The sequence below is a fragment of the Amycolatopsis nigrescens CSC17Ta-90 genome (genome assembly GCF_000384315.1).
In the GTDB taxonomy this organism is placed as follows: domain Bacteria; phylum Actinomycetota; class Actinomycetes; order Mycobacteriales; family Pseudonocardiaceae; genus Amycolatopsis; species Amycolatopsis nigrescens.
Genome location: NZ_ARVW01000001.1, coordinates 8,433,274 through 8,452,048 on the forward strand (window position 1 = coordinate 8,433,274; position 18,775 = coordinate 8,452,048).

The window sequence follows — 18,775 nt, forward strand, 5'->3', positions numbered from 1 at the left end:
GAGCGACTCGGCGCAGTCAGACGAGGTGACGGCGCAGGAAGTCGATCTGGTCGGTCACGGCCTGCTCGAAGGCATCGTCCACGTAGATGTCGAAATGACCCACCGGATACCGGCGCACCTCGGTTTCGCGGCCCGCGCGGGCGGCGCGGAGCGTGGCCTTGGGCGGAGCCACGCTGTCCCGGTCGCACACCGCCACGAACACCGGGCACTCCAGCGAGCGGAGCCGGCGTCCGGGGCGGTACCACGGAATCCGGAGCCCGATCCGGGCGGCGACCTCGTTCCGGAACGGGTACTCGGACGGCACCAGCCGGAAGTAACCGTCCACCACATCGGGAGCGGTCATCAACGCGGCCGAACCCGGCGGCCCGGCCAGCGCGACCGTGACCGGCGGGCGCCCGATGGCCCGGCCGAACAGATCGAGCATCGCGCGCGAGGTCACCCGCACCCCGGACCGGACGCCGAGGGCGAGCACCGAGGAAGGTCCGTCGGTGAACGGGCACTGGGCCACCACGGCGGCGACCCGGCGGTCACGAGCGGCGGCCTCTAATACGTGCCCGCCGCCGAACGAGCTGCCCCAGATCGCAATCCGGTCCTGATCCACGCCGTCCAGAGTGCGCGCGAACCGCAGGGCCGCGGACCAGTCGTCGAGCTGGGCCCCGATGTCCAGCAGCTGCCGGGGTTCGCCGCCGCTGGCGCCGAAATACCGGTAGTCGAAGGCCAGCGCGGCGAAGCCCGCTTCGGCGAACCGCTCGGCATACGCGGTCAGCCGCATCTCCTTGACGCACCCGAGTCCGTGGCCGAGCACGACCAGGGGCGCGGTACCGCCGCCGGCCGGGCGGTACAGCAGGCCCGCACAGCGAGAATCGTGCGAATCGAACTCGACCTCAACGGGAGCGCTCGGCATGACCCGAGTCTACTCATGAGTAACAAATCCGTCCTAGCTCTCCCGCTGAGGAAGGTTCATCTGCATCCTGACCACGGTTCCGTCGTCGGTGGACCGGAGCCGCACCAGGTCGCAGAGCTCGTTGACCATCCACAGGCCGCGGCCCAGCCGCGCTCCCGGAGCCGGGATCGCCCTGCCCACCAGCGGGTCGACGATCGTGCCGTAGTCGTCGACCTGGCAGATCAGCGACCCCTCGGCACGCCACACGTGGAGCAGGCCCCAGCCGCCACCGTGCCGCACGCTGTTCACCGCGATCTCGTGCGCGGCCAACGCCAGATCCTCGGCCGCCTCGCCCGACAGCCCCGCCTGCCGGGCGCGCTCGAGCACCAGGCGGCGGACGGCCCGGAGGCTTTCCTTGGTGAACGCCAGTTCCTCCGACCTCGGCGGCGGCGCGGGCAGTTCGGGTCCCAGTCGGTCCAAGTCCGGCAGGTAATCCTCGCTCGGTGCGCGCACGCCGTCCGAGGTCACCGTGGGATGGCTGCGCATCGCCTCGTCGAGCACGGCCGGCTTGAGGGCCGTGATGTCGTAGGTGCACAACAGCCGCCACGGAGAGGCGGCGGCGAAAGCCGAGTTCAGCAGCACCTCGTGCCGCTGGCACTCGACCAGCTCCGCTTCCGTGCGACCCGGCCAGATCGGTTCCCCGATACCCCGGCAGGCCCGCCCGGCGGCCTGCTGTTCGCCGACGAACCTCCGCCAGGTCGAGATGATCCGGCCGGGGTTGCGTCCGAGCTGGGCCATGTCGGCGAAGGTGACCTGCCGGTCTGCGCCGAGCACCTCGCGCAGCGCGTCGATCTTCGCCGCGCTGACGGCCACCAGCACGGCCTGGCCGGCGGCCGCGTCCTCTTCGATGAAGGCCTTGGCCGCCTCGACGAAGCCCGTCATGCCCCGGTAGAAGCAGGCCTCATGCAGCACGCTCAAGGCGCGATCACCACCCGGGGACAGAGCTGCGCGTAGCCGAAGATCCCCCAGCAGCGGCGAAAGGAATGGGACGGCCGTTCAAGTGTGAGCAGCAAATCAGGAAAAGTATTCACAGTTTCCACGATGGTTTGCAATCCGGCCAGATCGATAAATCTGAGATCCACGAACGTCAGTGTAAGACGCGAAGTCAAAGCCGCCGCTTTGGCCAGTGCGAGCTGGAAGGTATCCGCGTTTTCACTGTCGATTTCGCCCATCATCTTCCACTGGTGGTCGCCCGTGCTCCAAAAACGGAAGCCGAGATCGTGCCGGTTGATCCCGAGGCCCTGGGAGTGCGCGCACATCGCCACGCCGACCGACCGCGCGGCGAACAGGTCGCTGCGGTAGGTGCACACCATGGTCACGCCGAGCTCGGTCACCGCCCTGTCCAGTTCGAGCTCGAAGGCGAACAGCTCGCGCGCCGGGAGGGACTGCAGGTCGAGCCGGTGCATGTCGGCGATCAGGCGAATCCCGCTGTATCCCTGCTGCCGGGCCAACTCCAGCTCGGACCGCAGGCCGCGCAGCAGCGCATCACAGCAGCGCATGAGGCCACCCGCCCGGTCCGCGACGACCGGGTCCGGCGACCCGAGCGTGATCATTTTCTCCCCACGGGTCTCCCCTCTGGCCAGCAGTGGCCGCACCAGCTCGTCGTATCCCTCCGGCGAATCCACCACCACTCCGACATGGCCGTCGCGGTCAGGTGCGTCAAGCTGAACTCGGCCCGTGCTGACACTCACCGGGGGATCTTAAACAAAGCACCGGAAAAGCAAAGCAAATTAACCCGCACGCGTGAACAAGGAAACGAATTCAACCGAAAATCACTCACCGAACCGGCCGGACGATTATGCCGGACGCGTGTTATCCGGCCGCCAATTCCACCTCGGCCGAGGGTCGCTAAGATCACCTGACTGTGGAAGCGCACCCGGAAACCGAGCTGATCACCATCCCGTCGGGACAGGTGACGCTGTCGGATCGGCGGACGCAGCACAGCTGGCCGGTCGAGCTCGCGTCGTACCGGCTCGCGGCGTTCCCGATCACCCAGGCACGCTACGTCCAGGTCGCGGGCGAGCGGCCGAGCACCGCGCACGGCGACCAGCTGCCCGTCGAAGGCGTTTCGTGGTGGGACGCGGCCCGGTTCTGCAACGCCCTGTCTCGACGCGAGCGACTGGTACCCGCGTATCACCTCCGCCCCGACGCCGAAGAGGTCGAATGGGACACGTCCGCTGACGGGTACCGGCTGCCGACCGAAGCCGAATGGGAGCACGCCTGCCGGGCCGGCACGACCGGCGCTCGGTACGGGCAGCTCGACGAGATCGCCTGGCATCGCGGCAACTCCGACGAGCGGATCCACGGCGTGGGCGGCAAGCGGCCCAACGCGTGGGGTCTGTACGACATGCTGGGCAACGTGTGGGAGTGGTGCTGGGACCTCTACGATGCCGAGGTCTACGGCACTTACCGAGTGCTGCGCGGCGGCGGATGGTTCGACGAGCGCTGGAGCTGCCGGGCTTCGGTCCGGCGCCGCAGCCACCCCACCTTCAAGATCGACGACGTCGGATTCCGCATCGCCCGCTCCCTCCCGCGCTGAGTCAGGGAGTGTCCGCGGAGCGCTGCTGGCCGGCGAGGAAATGGGCGATGTCCGAAGTGGCCGGGTAGAGCTCGCGGTACCGCGCGTAGAACTCGCCGTAGACCTCGTGGCGCGCCGGGTCCGGGCGGACGGTCTCCCGCACCGGGTTCCAGGCCGCGATATCCGGTTCGGCACCGATCGCCACCCCGGCGAGCAGCGCGTCACCCAGCGCGGCCCCGATCGTCTCGGCCGGGATCTGCTGCTCGGTGCCGGTGACATCGCTGACGATCTGCGTCCACAGCCCGCCCTGGGTGCCCCCGCCGACGGCGACCAGCCTGCCGGCAACCCCGCCGGCGGCGCTCATCGCCTCCAGGTTGTGCCGCACCCCGTACGCGATCCCTTCCAGGGCGGCGCGGTAGATCTCGGCCGCACCGTGCGCGGTGGTCAGACCGGCGACGATGCCGCGGGCGTCCGGGTCGAACAGCGGCGTGCGCTCCCCGGCGAAGTACGGCAGCAACAACAGGCCTCGGCTGCCGGCCGGTACGTCGGCGGCCATCCCGACCAGATCGCCGAAGTCCCGGCCGAGAAGCTTGCGCAGCCAGTCGGTCACCGCGCCGGAGGTCGCCATGCCCGCGGCGAGCGAGTAGGTACCGGGCAGCGCGCCGCGGGTGGTCCACAGGCCAGGATGCGGGCGCGGGTCGGCCAGCACCTGGACCAGGAACATCGTCGTGCCGTACATGACCATCGTGTCTCCGGGCTCGGTGACACCGACGCTGGCCGCCTCGGCCCAGGCGTCCACGGTGCCCGCGGTAACCGGAAGTCCTTGTGGCAGACCGGTTTCCGCGGCAGCGGCGGCGGAAACGGTGCCGGCCACCTCGGTCGGCCAGGCCAGCCTCGGCAGCTCGATCCCCGGTGCGACCAGTTCGGCCCAGTCCGCTGCCCAGTCCGCCGCGCGCAGGTCGTACATCGGGTCGCACTGGCTGGCCGAATGGTGGTCGAGCACGTACTCGCCGGTCAGCCGGTGCACGAGATAGGAGCTGGCCATCAGGAACAGCTCGGTGCGCCGGTAGACCTCCGGCTCGTGACGCGCCAGCCAGCGCCACTTCGGCCCCACCGCCTGCGACGAAAGCGGCGTGCCCCCGCGCTCCACAATGGACTCGGCGCCCAGTTCGGCGGTGAGCTCGTCGATCTCCCGGCCCGCCCTGGTGTCCACCCCGTACAGGATCGCCGGACGCAGCGGGCGCCCGGCGGCGTCGGCGGGCAGCAGCACCGGGCCGATCCCGCTCACCGCCAGCCCGGCCAGCGATCGCCCGTTCGCGGCGACAACCAGCTCTCTGGTCAGCGCCAGGAAATCGGCCCACCACACCGTTTCCGCGTCGTGCTCCACCCAGCCCGGATGCGGATAGGAGGTCTCGTGCGCCCGGCTCGCCCGCGCCACCACGGCACCCCGCGGGTCCACCAGGACCCCTTTCGAGCTGGAGGTGCCGATGTCGATGCCGAGCAGCAACGGCTCAGCCACGGGACCACTCGTCGAGCCGGATGCCGAGCAGGGACGCCACCGCGCGCAGCTCCGCCCGGCGGTCACCCGGCACCGCGTGGATGTGGTTCGCGCCGAAGTTGGCCAGGAAGGTCTCCCCCGGCGCATCCAGCCTGGCGAAGGCGTGCGGCCATTCCGGGGTGGACTGCTGGACCAGCGCCTCGTTGGTGGCGTCGTCGTAGCTCTCGAACTCGCCCAGCATCAGCTGCAGCCGGTACTCGCCGTCCAGCCTGGTCAGCCTGCCCAGCGTCATCTGCCCCGGCGCGGCGATGTGCTGCACGGAGGCGCCGCCGGCGGGGAAGAAGAACACCTCGGGATAGAAGTTCACCTTGGCCAGGTTCTCCGCCGGATCGTCGCTACGCGCGGCGTACCAGGTCGCGTGCTGGCCCGAGTTGCACAGGTCCCAGATGTCCCGGTCGGCGTGGTAGTGCCGCACATCGGCGAACAGCACCGGGTCACCGGAGATCTTGTGCATCAGCTGCATGGTGAGCGCGCCGTCCATATCCGCCTCGGTGGCGGTGACGTGCACGTCCTTCGGGCCGTTCCAGTCGTACGGGTCGTTCAGGAACGCCTCGGTGACGTCCATGGTGGCGAAGTGCTCGGTGAGCTCCGGCTGCCCCTTGATTCCGGAGAAGTCCAGCTTCCGCTCGGCGATGATGTCGCGAATCGCCAGATATGACCGGATTTGCCGCTCCAGCAGCTCCGGCGTGAGCTTCTTGCCGTCGTAGTGCACCCCGGCCGCGTGCGCCTCGATCCATTCGCGGGCCCGCGCCGCTTCGCCGGCATCGGCCTTTTCCGCCCGCAGCACCAGCTCGTACTGGTCGATCTCCTCCACGTCCACGCCGAACTTGCGCATCCACTGGTCGGTGTTGGCCACCGTCGTGTTCATGCCCATCGGCCTGCCGCCGAACCGGCCGAAGGTGGAACCGCGCAGCGACGCGACCGCGGCCGACGCACGGGCCTGCGCGCCGACCTTGTCCGCCAGTTCGGCGTCGTCCGGCGCGCCCCAGAGCCTGGTGTGCGCGCGGCCGATCTGGTCCAGCGCCCCGCCCGCGGCGAGCATGCCGACCAGGCCGGGCTCGGTCGGGTCGGTGCTGGCCACCAGGATCAGCGGGCTGCGGGTGGCGTCCGCGGCGAGCATGGTGAAGTGCGGAAAGCTCCACACCGCGTAGTAGAAGATGGTCACGTCCACGTCGGCCGCGGCGACCGCGCGCGCGGCGGAAACCGCCAGCGTGTTCGTGGCCACCAGGTCCGGCGCCACCACCACCTCATGTCCTGCCGAGGTCAGCGCGCGCACCAGCGCGTCCTGTTTGGACTGAATGAACTCGGCGTTGCGGGCGTGCACGTGGTCACGCCCGTCGGAAATGCTGAGCACGCCGATGCGGGCCACGGATCCTCCTGCGGGGACGCTGCCGGGTAATCGTTTACTTGAGACGCTATTCTGGACCCACAAGGGTGTCAATAGGGCTATGAGGGGAGCGCGGGGTGGCGACTATCAGTGACGTCGCCGCGAAGGCCGGCGTCTCGACGGCGACCGTCTCGCGAGCGCTGAACGGCAAATCCACTGTGGATCCGGCACTCGCGGCCAGGGTGCAGGCGGCGGCCGTCGAGCTGGGCTATCACCCCAACGGCCTGGCCCGGAACCTTCGCCGCCAGGAGACCGCCGTACTCGCCCTGATCATCTCGGACGTGGAGAACCCCTTCTTCACCGCCATCGCGCGCGGGGTGGAGGACGTCGCGCAGACCGCCGGCTACTCGGTGGTGCTGTGCAACTCCGACGAAAGCGCGGAGAAGGAGCGCCGCTACATCGACGTCGCGCTCCAGGAGCGGGTGGCCGGTGTGGTGCTCTCCCCCACCGGCGCCTCCACCAGCGTGAACGTACTGCACAAGCGCGGCACGCCGGTGGTGGCGGTGGACCGGCCGCTCGCCGAGCCGAGCGGGGACCAGGTGCTGGTGGACACCCGGCTCGCCGCCCGCGAGGCGACCGCGCACCTGATCGCCGCGGGCTACCAGCGGCTCGGCTGCATCACCGGGCCGGCCGGGGTGCGCACCGCGGACGATCGGCTGGCCGGTTTCCGCGACGCGTTGCGCTCCGGCGGCCGCCGCGCCTCGAAGCTGGTCCGGCGGGCCGAGTACCGCGCCACCGGGGCCTGGCAGGCCACCCTCGACCTGCTGGACGAGCCGGAGCCGCCGGACGCGCTGCTGGTGGCCAACAGCGCGATGGCGATCGGCGTGCTGGAGGCGCTGACCTCACGCGGGCTCCGGCTCGGCCGCGACCTCGGCGTGGTCGCCTTCGACGACGTGCCGTGGGCGACCCTGATCGACCCGCCGCTGACCGTGGTCGCCCAGCCCGCCTACGAGCTCGGCACGGTCGCCGCACGGCTGCTGCTGGCCAGGATCAGCGACGGCTCCCGGCCGCCCACCGCGACCACCCTCGGCGCCCGGCTGATCGAACGCGGCAGCACCCAGCGCTCGTGAGTGAAAAGTGTTGCCAGGACAACACTTTTCACTCACGACGCGAAGGGCCCGTCAGCCGCGGTTGAGGTCGGCGTAGACCTGCGCCGCGTTCGCCTTGGTGACCAGCTTGGTCGGCAGGGTCTGGGTCTTCTCTGCGGGCTGGCAGTCGACCAGGATCTTCTTCGCGGTCTCCACCGCCTCCTTGCCACCGGTCGGGTAGAGCAGCGTGGCGGAGAGCCGGTCCGCCTCCACGGCCTTGATCCCGCCGGACTCGATCGGCAGGCCGTCGATGCCGACGATCTTCAGGTCGTTCTTGCCGGCGTTCTGCGCGGCGATCCTGGCCCCCTCGCCCATCGGGTCGTTGTGCGAGTAGATGGCCTGGATGTCCGGGTTCGCCTTGATCAGCGCGTCCGCCTGCTGCTGCCCCTTGTCGCGCAGCCAGTCGCCGTCCCCGGTGGCGACGATCTCGATGTTCTTGCCCTCGATGCCCTGCTTGAAGCCGTCGCTGCGCTCCTTCGCCGGGGTGGACCCGGCCAACCCCTTGAGCTCGGCGATCTTCCCGCCGTTCGGCAGCAGGGTGTCCGCGAAGAACTGGCCTGCCTGGCGACCGATCTCGACGTTGTCCGCGCCGATGAACGAGGTGTACGCGTCCCCGTCCACCTTGCGGTCCAGCACCAGCACCGGAATGCCCTTGTCGTAGGCCTTCTTCACCACCGCGGTGAGCGGGGTGGCCTCGTTCGGGCTGATGATCAGCAGGTCGATCTGCTGGGTGAGGAAGGTGTCCACCTGCTCGACCTGCTTGGAGTTGTCCTGCTGCGCGTCCGCGAAGTTCACCGTGAACTGCGGCACGGCCCCGGCCGCCTTGCGGATGTCGTCGTCCATCCGCTCGCGGTAGGGCTCCTGCACGTTGGCCTGGCTCATCCCGATGGTGTACTCGCCATCAGGGCCGCCGCAGTCGGCAGGCGCGCCTGGCTGCCCCGAGCTGGACTGCGGCTGCGAGTTTTCGCTGGTGGTGCCGCAGGCGGCGAGCGCGGACACCGCGAGCAGGGTGCCGGCGGCAAACGCGGTGACCCTGGTACCTCGACCTGACTTCGCTGTCATCAAACGGGTCATGAAACGGTTCCTCTCTCTACGAGCTCACCGAAGCCGGGCGAAGACGTTGCAGCCCCGCGGCGAGGACGATCACCAGACCGATGATCAGCAGTTGGATATTGGAGTCGATGTTGTTCAGCGCCAGGATGTTGCGCAGCACGCCGACCAGCAGCGCGCCCGCCACCGTGCCGACGACCGAGCCACGACCGCCCATCAGGCTGGTGCCGCCGATCACCACCGCGGCGATCGCATCCAGCTCGTACATCGCGCCGTCGTTCGGGCCGCCGAAGTTCAGCTGCCCGGCGTGCACGATCCCGGCCAGCGCGGCGAGCAGCCCGCAAACCCCGAAGACGATGATCTTCACCCTGGTCACCGGTACGCCGGAGAGCCGGGCGGCCTTCTCGTTCCCGCCGATCGCGTAGACGTGCCGGGAGAACGCGCTGACCCGCAGCAGCACCACGGCCAGCGCCGCCACCACGATGAAGATCAGCGCCGGGATCGGCACCAACCCGTTGAAGGTCCGCTCACCGAGCAGCGAGAACACCACCGGCGCCTGGCCGGGCGCATCGCCGTAGGTGATCGACACGCCCTGACCGCCCGACCAGATCCTGGCCAGGCCGCGGGCGATCTGCATCCCGGCCAGCGTCACGATGAACGCCTGGATGCCGAACTTCGCGCTGGCCACCCCCTGGAGCAGGCCGAACGCGAGTCCGATCACGAGCACGATCAGCACCACCGGCAGCGCGCCGAGGTCGTTGTCGACCAACAGCACGGCGGCGCCGACGCTGGCGAGGCCGAGCACCGAGCCGACGGACAGGTCGATCCCGCCGATCAGGATCACCAGCGTCATGCCGACCGCCAGGATGCCGATCTCCGAGATCGAGCGCACCACGTTGAACAGGTTGCCGGAGTCGAGGAAGAGCAGCTCGCCGTTCTTGCTCGGCGAGAACACCACCGCCGCGATGAACACCAGCACCAGGCCGAACAGGCTCTGGAACTTGAACAGGGTGTCCACGAAGACGGTGCCTCTGCTGCCCTTCAGCTCCGGGTCCAGTACCGGCTCGGGCTTGGCCTCGGTCTGCTCGGTCATCGCGTCTCTCCCCCGGCCAGCTCGCCCATCGAGACCTCGCCCATCGAAGCCGCGAGCAACTCGGCCTCCCCGACCTCTCGAGTGTTCAGTTCCCGCACGCTCTCCCCGTCCCGCAGTACCACGACCCGGTCGCACACCCCGATCAGCTCGGCCAGTTCGGAGGACGCGACCAGCACGCCGACCCCCTGCGCCGCGATCTCGCCGAGCAGCCGGTAGATCTCCGCCTTGGCCCCCACGTCCACGCCCCTGGTCGGCTCGTCCAGCAGCAGCAGCGACGGCTCGGTGAGCAGGTTGCGCCCGAGCACCACCTTCTGCTGGTTCCCGCCGGACAACGCGCCGACCGGGCTGGACAGCGACGCCAGCTTGACCCCGAGCCGCTCGGTGCTCGCCCGTGCCCGCTTGCGTTCCGCCGTCCTGGACACCAGACCCAGCCTGCCAATTCTGTCCACAATGGATAGAACCGTGTTGGCGAGCACCGAGTGCTCCAGCGCCAGCCCGGCGATCCGGCGGTCCTCCGGCACGAACGCCATGCCCAGCCGCAGCGCCCGCCGCGGCCCGCGCGGACGCACCGGCCTGCCGTTCAGCTCCACCCGGCCGCTCCACCGACCCTTCGCGCCGACCCCGTACAGCGTCTCCAGCAGCTCGGTGCGCCCGGAGCCGAGCAGCCCTGCCAGTCCGACGATCTCGCCCCGGCCCACCCGCAGGCTGATCCCCGCCGGGTCCCGCCGTCCGGGGCGCGGCCGGCGCAGCCGCAGGGCCAGGTTGTCCACCACCAGCACATCTTCACCGGCGGTCTGCTCCGGCACCGGTTCGGCGGACTCGGCCTCCGCGCGGAACATCAGGTGCACCGGCCGGCCCACCATCGCCTCCGATGCCTGCGCCGCGGTCATCGAGCGCGCGTCGAACTCGGCGACCACGGATCCGTTGCGCAGCACCGTCGCCCGGTCCGCGATCCGGCCGATCTCGGCCATCCGGTGCGAGATGTAGACCATGCCCGCCCCGGTCCGGCGCAGTTCGCCGATCACCCGGAACAGCTGGTCCACCTCGTGCGAGGACAACGCGGAGGTCGGCTCGTCCATGATCAGGATGCGGGCGTCCAGCGACAGCGCCTTCGCGATGGTGACCAGCTGCTGCTCACCGGTCCGCAGCTGTTCCACCGGCCGGCGACCGTCCAACGGCACGCCGATCCGCGCCAGCAGCTCGGCGGTCAGCGTGGTCATCCGCCGCCGGTCCACGGTGCCGGCGCGGGTCCTCGGCTCGCGTCCGAGGTAGATGTTCTCCGCCACGGACAGCGCGGGCACCAGGTCCAGCTCCTGGTGGATCATCGCGATACCGGCGCGCTGGGCGTCCGCCGGGCCGGCGAACCTGGCCGGCTCGCCCTCGATCTCGATCCGCCCCTGGAACCCGCGCACCTCGCCGGAGAGCACCTTCATCAAAGTGGACTTGCCGGCGCCGTTCTCCCCGAGCAGCGCGTGCACCTCACCGGCGCGCACCGCGAAGTCGACGCCCGAGACGGCCTGCACCCCACCGTAGGACTTGCTGACACCGATCATGCTGACCAGCGCCGCGGCACTGTGGTCCATCTGGCCCCACCCATGAGAAATCGATTACCCGACGAAGTTAGAGTCACCCGGCGGGGGTGTCAAGCGTCACCCCGGCCGCGGCGATTTCAGCAACGCACGTCCTCGCGGCGACAACTGGTAACCGACCTCCAGGCTTTCGGTGAGCCCCAGCTCCTTGAGCTTGCGCACGTCCGCCTTGAACGCGGCCGTCGGCCTGCCGGACGAACCGGCCAGCTCGGCCGCGCGAACGCCGGGCCGGGACGCGATCACCCGCAGCACCTCGCCGGTCCACGGGCCGTGCCTGCTGGCCCTGTCCAACCTGGCCAGTGCGGCGCGCAGCTCGGCGAGCTCCGCCCCGCGCGCCGGCGTCGCCCTCAGCGCCACCCGCGGATCGGCACCGGCCGGCGCGAGCCCGATCCGGTACACCACCCCGTCGGTACCCCGCCGGTCCAGTTCCGCGCGCAGTTCGGCGGCCGAAGCGTGCCCGGCGAGCCTGGCTTCGGCGTCCGAGACTTCGGCCGGGTCGACGGGGTCCACCGAGTCGATCCGCAGCACCCCGATCGCGGTCCGCAGGCTGCCCCCGGCGCGCACGGTCGGCCGTCGCCACCGCCGGAACGCGAGCGTCACCTCGCCGTCGGCGATCTTGTCCAGCACCGCGCGCCCGATCAGCATCTCCGCCCCTCTCCCGCCGGGCAGCAGTATCCCACCGAAAACGCGCGGCGGCCCGCGGTCAGGACACGACCAGCGGTTCCTGGTCGAGCACGAGTCCGGCGAACCCAGCGGCCACCTCGGCCGGACTGGGCTGCGCCTCGATCTCCGCCGCCAGCTCCCCCGCCCGCGCCCGGTAGGCACCGTCCTCGAGCAGCTCCCGTACCGCGTCCAGCACCGCGTCGCCGGTCGCCTCTGGCGCTTCGATGGACAGCCCGGCGCCGGACGCGACCAGCCGTCCGGTGTTGAACCGATGGTCCGGCAACAGCGGCACGGCCAGTTGCGGCAGCCCGTTGAGCAGCCCGGACATGATGGTGCCGGCCCCGCCGTGCCCGACCACCACGTCGCAGCTCGCGAGCAGTTCGGACAGGCGCACGGACTCGGCGACGACCACACCGCCTGGCATCGGCCCGAGCAGCCCGGCCTGGTCCGCGGCCACCGCGACCACCGGTTCCATCCCGGCCGACGCGAGCGCGGCCGCGAGTCGGGCCAGCGGCACCCTGGCCGGGTCGATCCGACCGACCGTGGTGCCCCAGGTGAGGCACACGCGCGGCCGTTTCCCCTTGCGCAGCAAGGACTTCGGCACGTCACCGGTGTGCACCCCGTGATAGGGCACATACCGGATCGGCTGCCGCCTGCCCGGCACCGGCAGCCGCATGCTCGGCGGGCAGGGGTCGATGGTGGCGGTGCCGAGCAGCTCGAAGGAGCCGGCACCGAGCCGGTCCGCGATCGGCGTCAGCGCGGCCAGTTCGGCGGCCCGCACGGCCTCCTTCACCGACAGGAAACCCATGACGTCGGCGAACCACGGGTGGCGCAGCACCGGGACACCGAGCGCGGCACCGACCAGCATCCCCGCGTAGGCGGAGGGATCGCTGATGATCACGTCCGGCCGCCACCCGCGCGCGTGCGCGAGCAGGTCGTCGGCCATCGCGTCGGCAAGCCCGCTGAAGATCTCAACCGAGCGCGGCACCCCTGGCGGGCCCGCCGGTCCGGTGTGCTCACCCGCGACCAGTGCCTGGAACCGCGCCAGCGAGCCGGCATCGGTGCCGACCGCGGTCACCGGCAGCCCCGATCCGGCCGCCTCGTCCCGGATCGGCGGGGGCACCGCGATCCCGACCTGGTGCCCGGCCGCGCGCAGCGCCCAGGCCAGCGGGATCATCTGGTTGACGTGCGTCGGCCATGCCCAGGCCGTGCACAGGACTCGCATGGTGCCGCTCCCTTCCGCGGCGACCAGCCCGTCATCCGCGGACGCCGAAGCTAGGCCACCCCGGTGGAGCGGCGCTCAAGCCCGGCCGAGTCTTCCTTGAGCGGCCGTCGAGCGGGCCCGCGCACGGTGGGCGGCACACCATTCACCACGGAGAGGAACGCGATGGACGTCGGCGTGGGCCTGCCAACCATGATCGCCGGAACGCACCGGCGCGCCCTGATCGACTGGGCGGTCGCCGCCGACCAGGCCGGGTTCTCCACCCTCGCGGTGCTCGACCGGCTCGTCTACGACTGCTGGGAACCGCTGGTGACCTTGGGTGTCGCCGCGGCGGTGACCGAGCGGATCAACCTGCTCAGCTCGGTGCTGCTGGCGCCCTACCGCACCGATACCGCGGTACTGGCCAAGCAGGCGGCGACGGTGAACCTCGCCTCGGCAGGGCGGCTCACCCTCGGCATGGCCGTCGGGCTGCGCGAAGACGACTACGACGCCACCGGAGCGTCCTACCCGGACCGCGGCAGGCGGCTGGACGAGATGACCCGCCGGATGACCGCCATCTGGGCCGGCGAACGGGTGACGGACTCGCCGCAGCCGATCGGGCCGATGCTGGCCCCCGCACTCGCGTTCGGTGGCCAGTCGGAGCCGGCCGTGCGCCGGGCGGCCCGGCTCGGCCGGTCGTGGATCGCCGGTGGCACCTCGCCGATGCGGTACGCGAAGACCCTGGCCTGGGCGCGTGAGGTGTGGGAGGCGGACGGCCGCACCGAAGAACCGCGCAACATCGCGCTCTGCTACTACGCGGTGGGCGAAGGCGCCGAAGAACGCGTACGCGACTATCTCGGCCCTTACTACTCGTTCGTCGGCGAAGGTTTCGCTTCACGGGTGATCAGCCAGGCGGTGACCAGCACCGACGGCCTGCGCGCCGCGGTGGACCGTTACCGGGAAGCCGGTTGTGACGAGGTGCTGTTCTTCCCCTGCGCCAACGAACTCGGCCAACTGGAGGCACTGGCCGAAGCGGCGGCTCCGAGCCCGGCGGGGGTGTGACATGGCCATCCGGCGCGTTCTGGTGACCGGTGCGGCGGGCGGACTGGGCGCCGCCGTCGCCTCCCTGCTGGCTCAGCGCGGTCATCCGGTCGTGCTCGGCGGCCGTGACAAGGACGCGCTGGGCGCGCTGGCCGAACGGATCGGCCCGCCGGCCACACCGGTGCCGCTGGACGTGGCGGACGAGGAATCGGTCCGTTCCGCGCCCGGCCTCTCGGAGATCGACATCCTGGTGAACTGCGCCGGCGTGCTCACCAGCGGCCGCACCGAACCGTCCACTTTGGATCTAGAACTGGCCGAGCAGGAGTTGCGCACCAACGCACTGGGTGCTTGGCGAGTGGCGCAGGCAGTGCTGCCCGGCATGGTGGCCAGGGGCTGGGGCCGGATCGTGAACGTCTCCAGCGGCACCGCCTCCTTCCGGCACGGCCTGTTCGCCGGCGCCTCCGGCTACACGGTGTCCAAAGTGGCCCTGAACGCGATCACCGTGCTGCTGGCCGGCGAGACCCGCGACTCCGGCGTGCTCGTCAACGCGGTCAACCCCGGCCGGATCAAGACGAAGATGATGCCGATGGCCGAACGCTCCCCCGAACAAGCCGCTCCGGCCGTCTGCTGGGCCGCCACCCTACCCGACGACGGCCCGACCGGCCGCTTCTTCGCCGCCCCGGACGCCGAACTCGACTGGTGACCTCGTGAGTGAAAAGCGTTGCCCGGACAACACTTTTCACTCACGACTGGCACCATCGTGCCGTGACGACAAACCTCACTGCATCGGGTGACGTGCTGACGGCGGCGGCGCAGGTGGCGGGACTGTCGACGGCGGGCGCCGAGTTGATCCGCGACGGGTCCAACGCGCTGTATCGGCTGTCCGGGGAAGTCGTCGCCAGGGTCGGCAGTCCTGGTACTGCGGACACGGCGCGTCGCGAAGTGCGGCTCTCACATTGGCTCGCCGAGAGCGGAGTGCCGGTGGTCCAGGCGTTGGCCGAGCTGCCACAGCCGGTCGTCGTGCACGACCGGCCGGTCACCTGGTGGCGACTGCTGCCAGCGCACAGACCGGCCACTCCCGCAGAACTGGCCGCCGTACTGCGGACCTTCCACGCACTGCCGACGCCGCCTGAGGTGAAACTGCCCTTCCATGCCCCCTTTCTCCGGCTCGACGAGCGCATCGCCGTAGCCTCGGGGCTGACCGGCGAAAACCGCTCTTGGCTCGTAGCTCGGCTCGCCGAGTTACGAGAACAGTACGAACGGCTTTCCACCGATCGGCCCCGGCAGCTGATCCACGGCGACGCCTGGCAGGGGAACGTCGCGGTGCCCGGGTCCGGTCCGCCGATCCTGCTCGATCTGGAAAAGGTCGCACTGGGCCATCCCGAATGGGACCTCGCCCAGATCGCCGTGGACTACACCGACTTCTCCCGGCTGACGGCCGAGGACTACCGGTCCTTCGTGGACGCGTACGGCGGCCACGACCTCACCAAGACCGCCGGCTACCGGACCTATGCCGATATTCAGGCGTTTCGCTGGCTGGGTTTCCTCCTCGGCAAATCCGGTTCGAGCGCCGCCGTGCAGCGAGAGATTCAGCATCGCATCGCCTGCTTGCGTGGCGAGATTCCACGCCCATGGGCCTGGACGGCATTCTGACCGGCGGCGTCAAGAGCAGCGCCGTATAGGACGTTATACGCAAGTGTGTGCGGAAATCGAGAGCCCGATTGCGTTCCCACCCCTCGGGGAACTCGCGGCGGTTCACCGGCGGTAGCCCGCGATGGGCCGGCCGGCGCCGGTGGTGATCAGCTGCGGCAGGCTCTCAGTGACGAAGAAGGTCCAGGCGCGCGAGCACGCTTCGAAGCAGGCGGATTCCGCCGCGGTGAGGCCGACGTGGGTGAAATGCACCGTCGTGCCCTGCGCGTCGGTGGTGATGTCGAAGACGACGTCGGTGTCGGTCCACTCGTCACTGTCGTCGGTGGAGACGGAGTCCACGACGTGCCAGACCATCCGCCGGCCGGGCACGACCTCGGTGAGCTGGCACCGGACGAACCGGAAGCCCTCCTTGGCTCGGGCGGTCTCACCGGCGTATTCGCTGTCGTCGGTGAAGACGAACTCGTCGTGCAGGTCAGCGGAGTGGCCGATGAGGTTCTCGCTCCACCAGCCGCGCACGTCGGTGACGGCCGCGAAGACCTCCTCCGGCGACCGGTCGATGGTCATGGTGGCGGTCAGGTGCCCGGTGTTCGACATCGTTCTTGCCTCTCTCTCGGTGGGTTTTGCCCACCGACGAAAGAGGCCGCCCTGGATCGACATCGGCACCGAAGAAACTCGAAAAAAGTTCGACGGCGCTGGTCAGAGACTCAGCGACGGTCATTCCCACACGGGGCGAACTTCGACACACCCCCGGCTCGCGTAGGGATGCCGCGCCGCGATCGCGATCGCCTCGTCCAGATCGGCGCACTCGAGGATGTCGATGCCGCCGACGAAGTCCTTCGTCTCCGCGAACGGGCCATCGGACACCAGGGTCTCGCCGTCGCGGACCCGGACCGTCGTCGCATCCGCCACCGGACGCAGCCGCGCCCCACCGACTACCCTGGCTCCCCGCCGGTCCATCTCCACCCCATACGCCTGATACGTCGGGTCCGCCGCGATCTCCGCCATGGACTGCGACACCGTCTCATCGTCGCAGATGAGCAGCACATACTTCATGGCCCCACTATGCCCGAGCCGCTCGACCCGCAAAACGCGGACACGGGTGCGCGGGGTCAGACGACCTCGAAGTTGGCCATCATCATCATGTCCTCGTGCTCCAGGTTGTGGCAGTGCAGCACGTACTTGCCCTTGAAGCCCTCGAACTTCACCAGCAGTTCGGCCTTGCCGCCGTTCTCCAGGCTCACCGTGTCCTTCCAGCCCCGGTCGTACTCGCTGGGGTCGTTGCCGTCCTTGGACAGCACCTGGAACGGCGCGAGATGGATGTGGAACGGGTGCTCGACGTTCTGCGCCCTGATGTTCCACAGCTCGACCGAGCCGAGCCGCGGGTTGGCGATGATCTTGTTCGGGTCGAAGGCCTCGCCGTTGACCGTCCACAGGCTCATCCCGTGCGCCTCCGCGCCACCACGGGCGAAGACGATGTCGCGGGTCACCGTGGCCTCGGACTTCGACAGCTTGGTGAACGGCACCAGCTGCGACGGGATCGGCCCGCTGTCGGCGGCCTGGCGGGCGACCTTGAACTTCATCACGTCCGCGGTACTGTCCTCACCCCACGAGTTGCGCATGGTGATCTCGTCGCCGACCGAGTACTTCGAGAAGTCGATGATCACGTCGAACCGCTCGGCCTGCGAGATCTGCAGCTCGTCGTGCTCCGCCGGCGTGTCGAGCAGGCCCTGGTCGCTGCCGATCTGCAGGAAAGCGGGCCCGCCGGACGGCTTCTTGTCCAGTTCGAGCCGGTAGCGGCGGGCGTTGGACGCGTTCAGGATGCGGAACCGGTACTTCGTGTTGCTCACCTCGAGCACCGGCCACGGCGCGCCGTTGACCAGGATGCAGTCGCCAAGCACCCCGCTCATGAAGTCACCGGTGACCCCGGGGGTACCGGACAGCGACGGGTCCACCGACGGATAGGAGAAGGAGCCGTCCTCGTTGAACGCCCGGTCGGCGATCATCAGCGGGACGTCCCGCTCGCCGCGCGGCAGCCCGAGCCGCTCCTCCACGTCGTCCCGGATCAGGTGGAAACCGGCGAGTCCTTTGTAGACCTGCGGCCCGGTGAAGTCCATCCGGTGGTCGTGGTACCAGAGCGTGGCCGCCTGCTGGTCCATCGGGTAGAGGTACTCCTTGCTGCCCGCGGCCATCGTGGTCGTGTGCGAGGTGTGCCCGGCGTGCCCGCCGGAGACCGGGGCGATCAGGTCGGTCGGGTACCCGTCGTGCTCGGGCGCGACCTTGCCGCCGTGCAGATGCACGGTGACCGGCACGCCGAGCTCGTTGCGGTGCACCACCGACGTCCTCCGCCCGGTCCGCGACTCGATGGTCGGGCCGGGGAAGATGCCGTTGTAGCCCCAGATCTCGGTCTTGCGTCCGGGCAGGATCTCGACCTGGCCGACCTTCTGGGTGATCTCGTAGTAGTCCGTCGAGCCGTCGGTGCGCACGGGCGCGAGCACCGGCGGGACCGGCAGCCGGGCAGTGAACCGCGGAGGAAGCTCCGTCTTGCTCTTGAGCAGGGTGCCCGCACTGCTCTCGGTGGTGTTGTTCGCCCCACCGCCCCCGCTGGACGAGCACGCCGAAAGCGTGCCCGGCAGCAGCAGTCCCGCACCCGCGGCAAGACCGAATCTCAGGAACTCCTTGCGCGAGAACTCCATGCCCTTCCCTTCACCCGATCCACACCGTCCTTTTCGGCCCGCAGCACGACCCACCTGGTCACCCCTTGCTGTTCGACCGCTTGTCGCGCTGCAACTTCCGGTCGATCCGGAGTGCGACCAGGATGCCGACGATCGCCAGGATCGGCGGCCCGAACCCGAGCAGCAGGCCGAGCGGCACGGAGTCCGGGATCTGACCACCGTCGGCGAGCATCGGACGCGCGATCGCCTCGGTGATCAGGAACCCGACCAGCAGTCCGCTGAACAGTCCGAGGATGCTGATACCGAGCTGTCGCATGGTATT

Annotated in this window: 19 protein-coding genes; 5 read left to right on the forward strand and 14 right to left on the reverse strand. The window is 69.9% G+C overall.

Annotated elements, in window-relative coordinates:
* Nucleotides 1-16: 16 nt before the first annotated feature.
* The 3 genes from AMYNI_RS0139910 to AMYNI_RS0139920 are packed head-to-tail and all read right to left on the reverse strand — an operon-like array spanning nt 17 to nt 2,634.
* A complete protein-coding gene (locus AMYNI_RS0139910) occupies nt 17-904 on the reverse strand; it encodes an alpha/beta hydrolase (RefSeq protein WP_020673739.1) in 888 nt (295 codons plus the stop codon).
* Nucleotides 905-937: 33 nt separating this feature from the next.
* Nucleotides 938-1,855 (reverse strand): sensor histidine kinase, encoded by a 918-nt coding sequence (locus AMYNI_RS46560; RefSeq protein WP_051116412.1) that lies wholly within the window; start codon nt 1,853-1,855, stop codon nt 938-940.
* A gap of 2 nt (nt 1,856-1,857) precedes the next feature.
* Nucleotides 1,858-2,634: an MEDS domain-containing protein gene (locus tag AMYNI_RS0139920; protein WP_157357687.1), complete on the reverse strand. Its 777-nt coding sequence runs from the start codon at nt 2,632-2,634 to the stop codon at nt 1,858-1,860.
* A gap of 173 nt (nt 2,635-2,807) precedes the next feature.
* Here AMYNI_RS0139920 and AMYNI_RS0139925 point away from each other — a divergent pair, with 173 nt between their 5' ends.
* On the forward strand, nt 2,808-3,482 hold the full coding sequence (locus AMYNI_RS0139925) for a formylglycine-generating enzyme family protein (RefSeq protein ID WP_020673742.1): 675 nt from the start codon (nt 2,808-2,810) through the stop codon (nt 3,480-3,482).
* Between the two features lies 1 nt (nt 3,483).
* On the opposite strand, the gene AMYNI_RS0139930 is transcribed toward AMYNI_RS0139925, so the two are convergent.
* Nucleotides 3,484-4,980: an FGGY-family carbohydrate kinase gene (locus tag AMYNI_RS0139930; protein WP_020673743.1), complete on the reverse strand. Its 1,497-nt coding sequence runs from the start codon at nt 4,978-4,980 to the stop codon at nt 3,484-3,486.
* Nucleotides 4,973-6,388, reverse strand: a complete 1,416-nt coding sequence (locus AMYNI_RS0139935; protein ID WP_020673744.1) for an L-fucose/L-arabinose isomerase family protein — start codon at nt 6,386-6,388, stop codon at nt 4,973-4,975. The genes AMYNI_RS0139930 and AMYNI_RS0139935 overlap by 8 nt, the downstream gene beginning before the upstream one ends.
* A gap of 95 nt (nt 6,389-6,483) precedes the next feature.
* Between AMYNI_RS0139935 and AMYNI_RS0139940 the strand changes: the two genes are divergently transcribed.
* Nucleotides 6,484-7,476 carry a LacI family DNA-binding transcriptional regulator gene (locus tag AMYNI_RS0139940; RefSeq protein ID WP_020673745.1) on the forward strand — a complete coding sequence of 331 codons (993 nt, stop codon included), beginning with the start codon at nt 6,484-6,486 and terminating at the stop codon, nt 7,474-7,476.
* Nucleotides 7,477-7,527: 51 nt separating this feature from the next.
* On the opposite strand, the gene AMYNI_RS0139945 is transcribed toward AMYNI_RS0139940, so the two are convergent.
* The 5 genes from AMYNI_RS0139945 to AMYNI_RS46565 form a co-directional block, all read right to left on the reverse strand.
* Nucleotides 7,528-8,556 carry a substrate-binding domain-containing protein gene (locus AMYNI_RS0139945; protein ID WP_157357689.1) on the reverse strand — a complete coding sequence of 343 codons (1,029 nt, stop codon included), beginning with the start codon at nt 8,554-8,556 and terminating at the stop codon, nt 7,528-7,530.
* A gap of 28 nt (nt 8,557-8,584) precedes the next feature.
* The gene (locus AMYNI_RS0139950; protein ID WP_020673747.1) at nt 8,585-9,637 is read right to left on the reverse strand and encodes an ABC transporter permease; all 1,053 of its coding nucleotides are present in this window, start codon (nt 9,635-9,637) and stop codon (nt 8,585-8,587) included.
* Nucleotides 9,634-11,220 (reverse strand): sugar ABC transporter ATP-binding protein, encoded by a 1,587-nt coding sequence (locus tag AMYNI_RS0139955; RefSeq protein ID WP_020673748.1) that lies wholly within the window; start codon nt 11,218-11,220, stop codon nt 9,634-9,636. The genes AMYNI_RS0139950 and AMYNI_RS0139955 overlap by 4 nt, the downstream gene beginning before the upstream one ends.
* Before the next feature lie 66 nt (nt 11,221-11,286).
* Nucleotides 11,287-11,871: an ASCH domain-containing protein gene (locus AMYNI_RS0139960; RefSeq protein ID WP_020673749.1), complete on the reverse strand. Its 585-nt coding sequence runs from the start codon at nt 11,869-11,871 to the stop codon at nt 11,287-11,289.
* Between the two features lie 58 nt (nt 11,872-11,929).
* Nucleotides 11,930-13,114: a nucleotide disphospho-sugar-binding domain-containing protein gene (locus AMYNI_RS46565; RefSeq protein WP_020673750.1), complete on the reverse strand. Its 1,185-nt coding sequence runs from the start codon at nt 13,112-13,114 to the stop codon at nt 11,930-11,932.
* Between the two features lie 162 nt (nt 13,115-13,276).
* Between AMYNI_RS46565 and AMYNI_RS0139970 the strand changes: the two genes are divergently transcribed.
* The 3 genes from AMYNI_RS0139970 (at nt 13,277) to AMYNI_RS0139980 (ending at nt 15,784) form a co-directional block, all read left to right on the forward strand.
* Entirely contained in the window at nt 13,277-14,152 is an 876-nt protein-coding gene (locus AMYNI_RS0139970) for an LLM class flavin-dependent oxidoreductase (protein ID WP_020673751.1), read from the forward strand.
* 1 nt (nt 14,153) lies between these two features.
* Nucleotides 14,154-14,834 carry an SDR family NAD(P)-dependent oxidoreductase gene (locus tag AMYNI_RS0139975; RefSeq protein ID WP_020673752.1) on the forward strand — a complete coding sequence of 227 codons (681 nt, stop codon included), beginning with the start codon at nt 14,154-14,156 and terminating at the stop codon, nt 14,832-14,834.
* A 62-nt stretch (nt 14,835-14,896) separates the two neighbouring features.
* Nucleotides 14,897-15,784: a phosphotransferase family protein gene (locus AMYNI_RS0139980; protein WP_157357691.1), complete on the forward strand. Its 888-nt coding sequence runs from the start codon at nt 14,897-14,899 to the stop codon at nt 15,782-15,784.
* A 102-nt stretch (nt 15,785-15,886) separates the two neighbouring features.
* Here the strand turns inward: AMYNI_RS0139980 and AMYNI_RS0139985 are convergent, their stop codons facing one another.
* The 4 genes from AMYNI_RS0139985 to AMYNI_RS0140000 all read right to left on the reverse strand — a co-directional run bounded on the left by AMYNI_RS0139985 (nt 15,887) and on the right by AMYNI_RS0140000 (nt 18,769).
* Complete coding sequence (locus tag AMYNI_RS0139985; protein ID WP_020673754.1) at nt 15,887-16,375, reverse strand: SRPBCC family protein; 489 nt, start codon at nt 16,373-16,375, stop codon at nt 15,887-15,889.
* A gap of 120 nt (nt 16,376-16,495) precedes the next feature.
* Nucleotides 16,496-16,834, reverse strand: coding sequence for a YciI family protein (locus AMYNI_RS0139990; RefSeq protein WP_020673755.1), 339 nt, complete (start codon nt 16,832-16,834; stop codon nt 16,496-16,498).
* Nucleotides 16,835-16,890: 56 nt separating this feature from the next.
* Nucleotides 16,891-18,474, reverse strand: a complete 1,584-nt coding sequence (locus AMYNI_RS0139995) for a multicopper oxidase family protein (RefSeq protein WP_020673756.1) — start codon at nt 18,472-18,474, stop codon at nt 16,891-16,893.
* Nucleotides 18,475-18,532: 58 nt separating this feature from the next.
* A complete protein-coding gene (locus AMYNI_RS0140000) occupies nt 18,533-18,769 on the reverse strand; it encodes a DUF5957 family protein (protein ID WP_020673757.1) in 237 nt (78 codons plus the stop codon).
* Between the last annotated feature and the right edge of the window lie 6 nt (nt 18,770-18,775).

What these genes read in the sequence shown, in the direction of transcription:
- AMYNI_RS0139990 (WP_020673755.1), bottom strand. Translation starts at nt 16,834, where the DNA reads ATGAAGTATGTGCTGCTCATCTGCGACGATGAGACGGTGTCGCAGTCC.
- AMYNI_RS0139985 (WP_020673754.1), bottom strand. Translation starts at nt 16,375, where the DNA reads ATGTCGAACACCGGGCACCTGACCGCCACCATGACCATCGACCGGTCG.
- AMYNI_RS0139945 (WP_157357689.1), bottom strand. Translation starts at nt 8,556, where the DNA reads ATGACAGCGAAGTCAGGTCGAGGTACCAGGGTCACCGCGTTTGCCGCC.
- AMYNI_RS0139970 (WP_020673751.1), top strand. Translation starts at nt 13,277, where the DNA reads ATGGACGTCGGCGTGGGCCTGCCAACCATGATCGCCGGAACGCACCGG.
- AMYNI_RS46565 (WP_020673750.1), bottom strand. Translation starts at nt 13,114, where the DNA reads ATGCGAGTCCTGTGCACGGCCTGGGCATGGCCGACGCACGTCAACCAG.
- AMYNI_RS0140000 (WP_020673757.1), bottom strand. Translation starts at nt 18,769, where the DNA reads ATGCGACAGCTCGGTATCAGCATCCTCGGACTGTTCAGCGGACTGCTG.
- AMYNI_RS0139955 (WP_020673748.1), bottom strand. Translation starts at nt 11,220, where the DNA reads ATGGACCACAGTGCCGCGGCGCTGGTCAGCATGATCGGTGTCAGCAAG.
- AMYNI_RS0139910 (WP_020673739.1), bottom strand. Translation starts at nt 904, where the DNA reads ATGCCGAGCGCTCCCGTTGAGGTCGAGTTCGATTCGCACGATTCTCGC.
- AMYNI_RS0139950 (WP_020673747.1), bottom strand. Translation starts at nt 9,637, where the DNA reads ATGACCGAGCAGACCGAGGCCAAGCCCGAGCCGGTACTGGACCCGGAG.
- AMYNI_RS0139975 (WP_020673752.1), top strand. Translation starts at nt 14,154, where the DNA reads ATGGCCATCCGGCGCGTTCTGGTGACCGGTGCGGCGGGCGGACTGGGC.
- AMYNI_RS0139960 (WP_020673749.1), bottom strand. Translation starts at nt 11,871, where the DNA reads ATGCTGATCGGGCGCGCGGTGCTGGACAAGATCGCCGACGGCGAGGTG.
- AMYNI_RS0139995 (WP_020673756.1), bottom strand. Translation starts at nt 18,474, where the DNA reads ATGGAGTTCTCGCGCAAGGAGTTCCTGAGATTCGGTCTTGCCGCGGGT.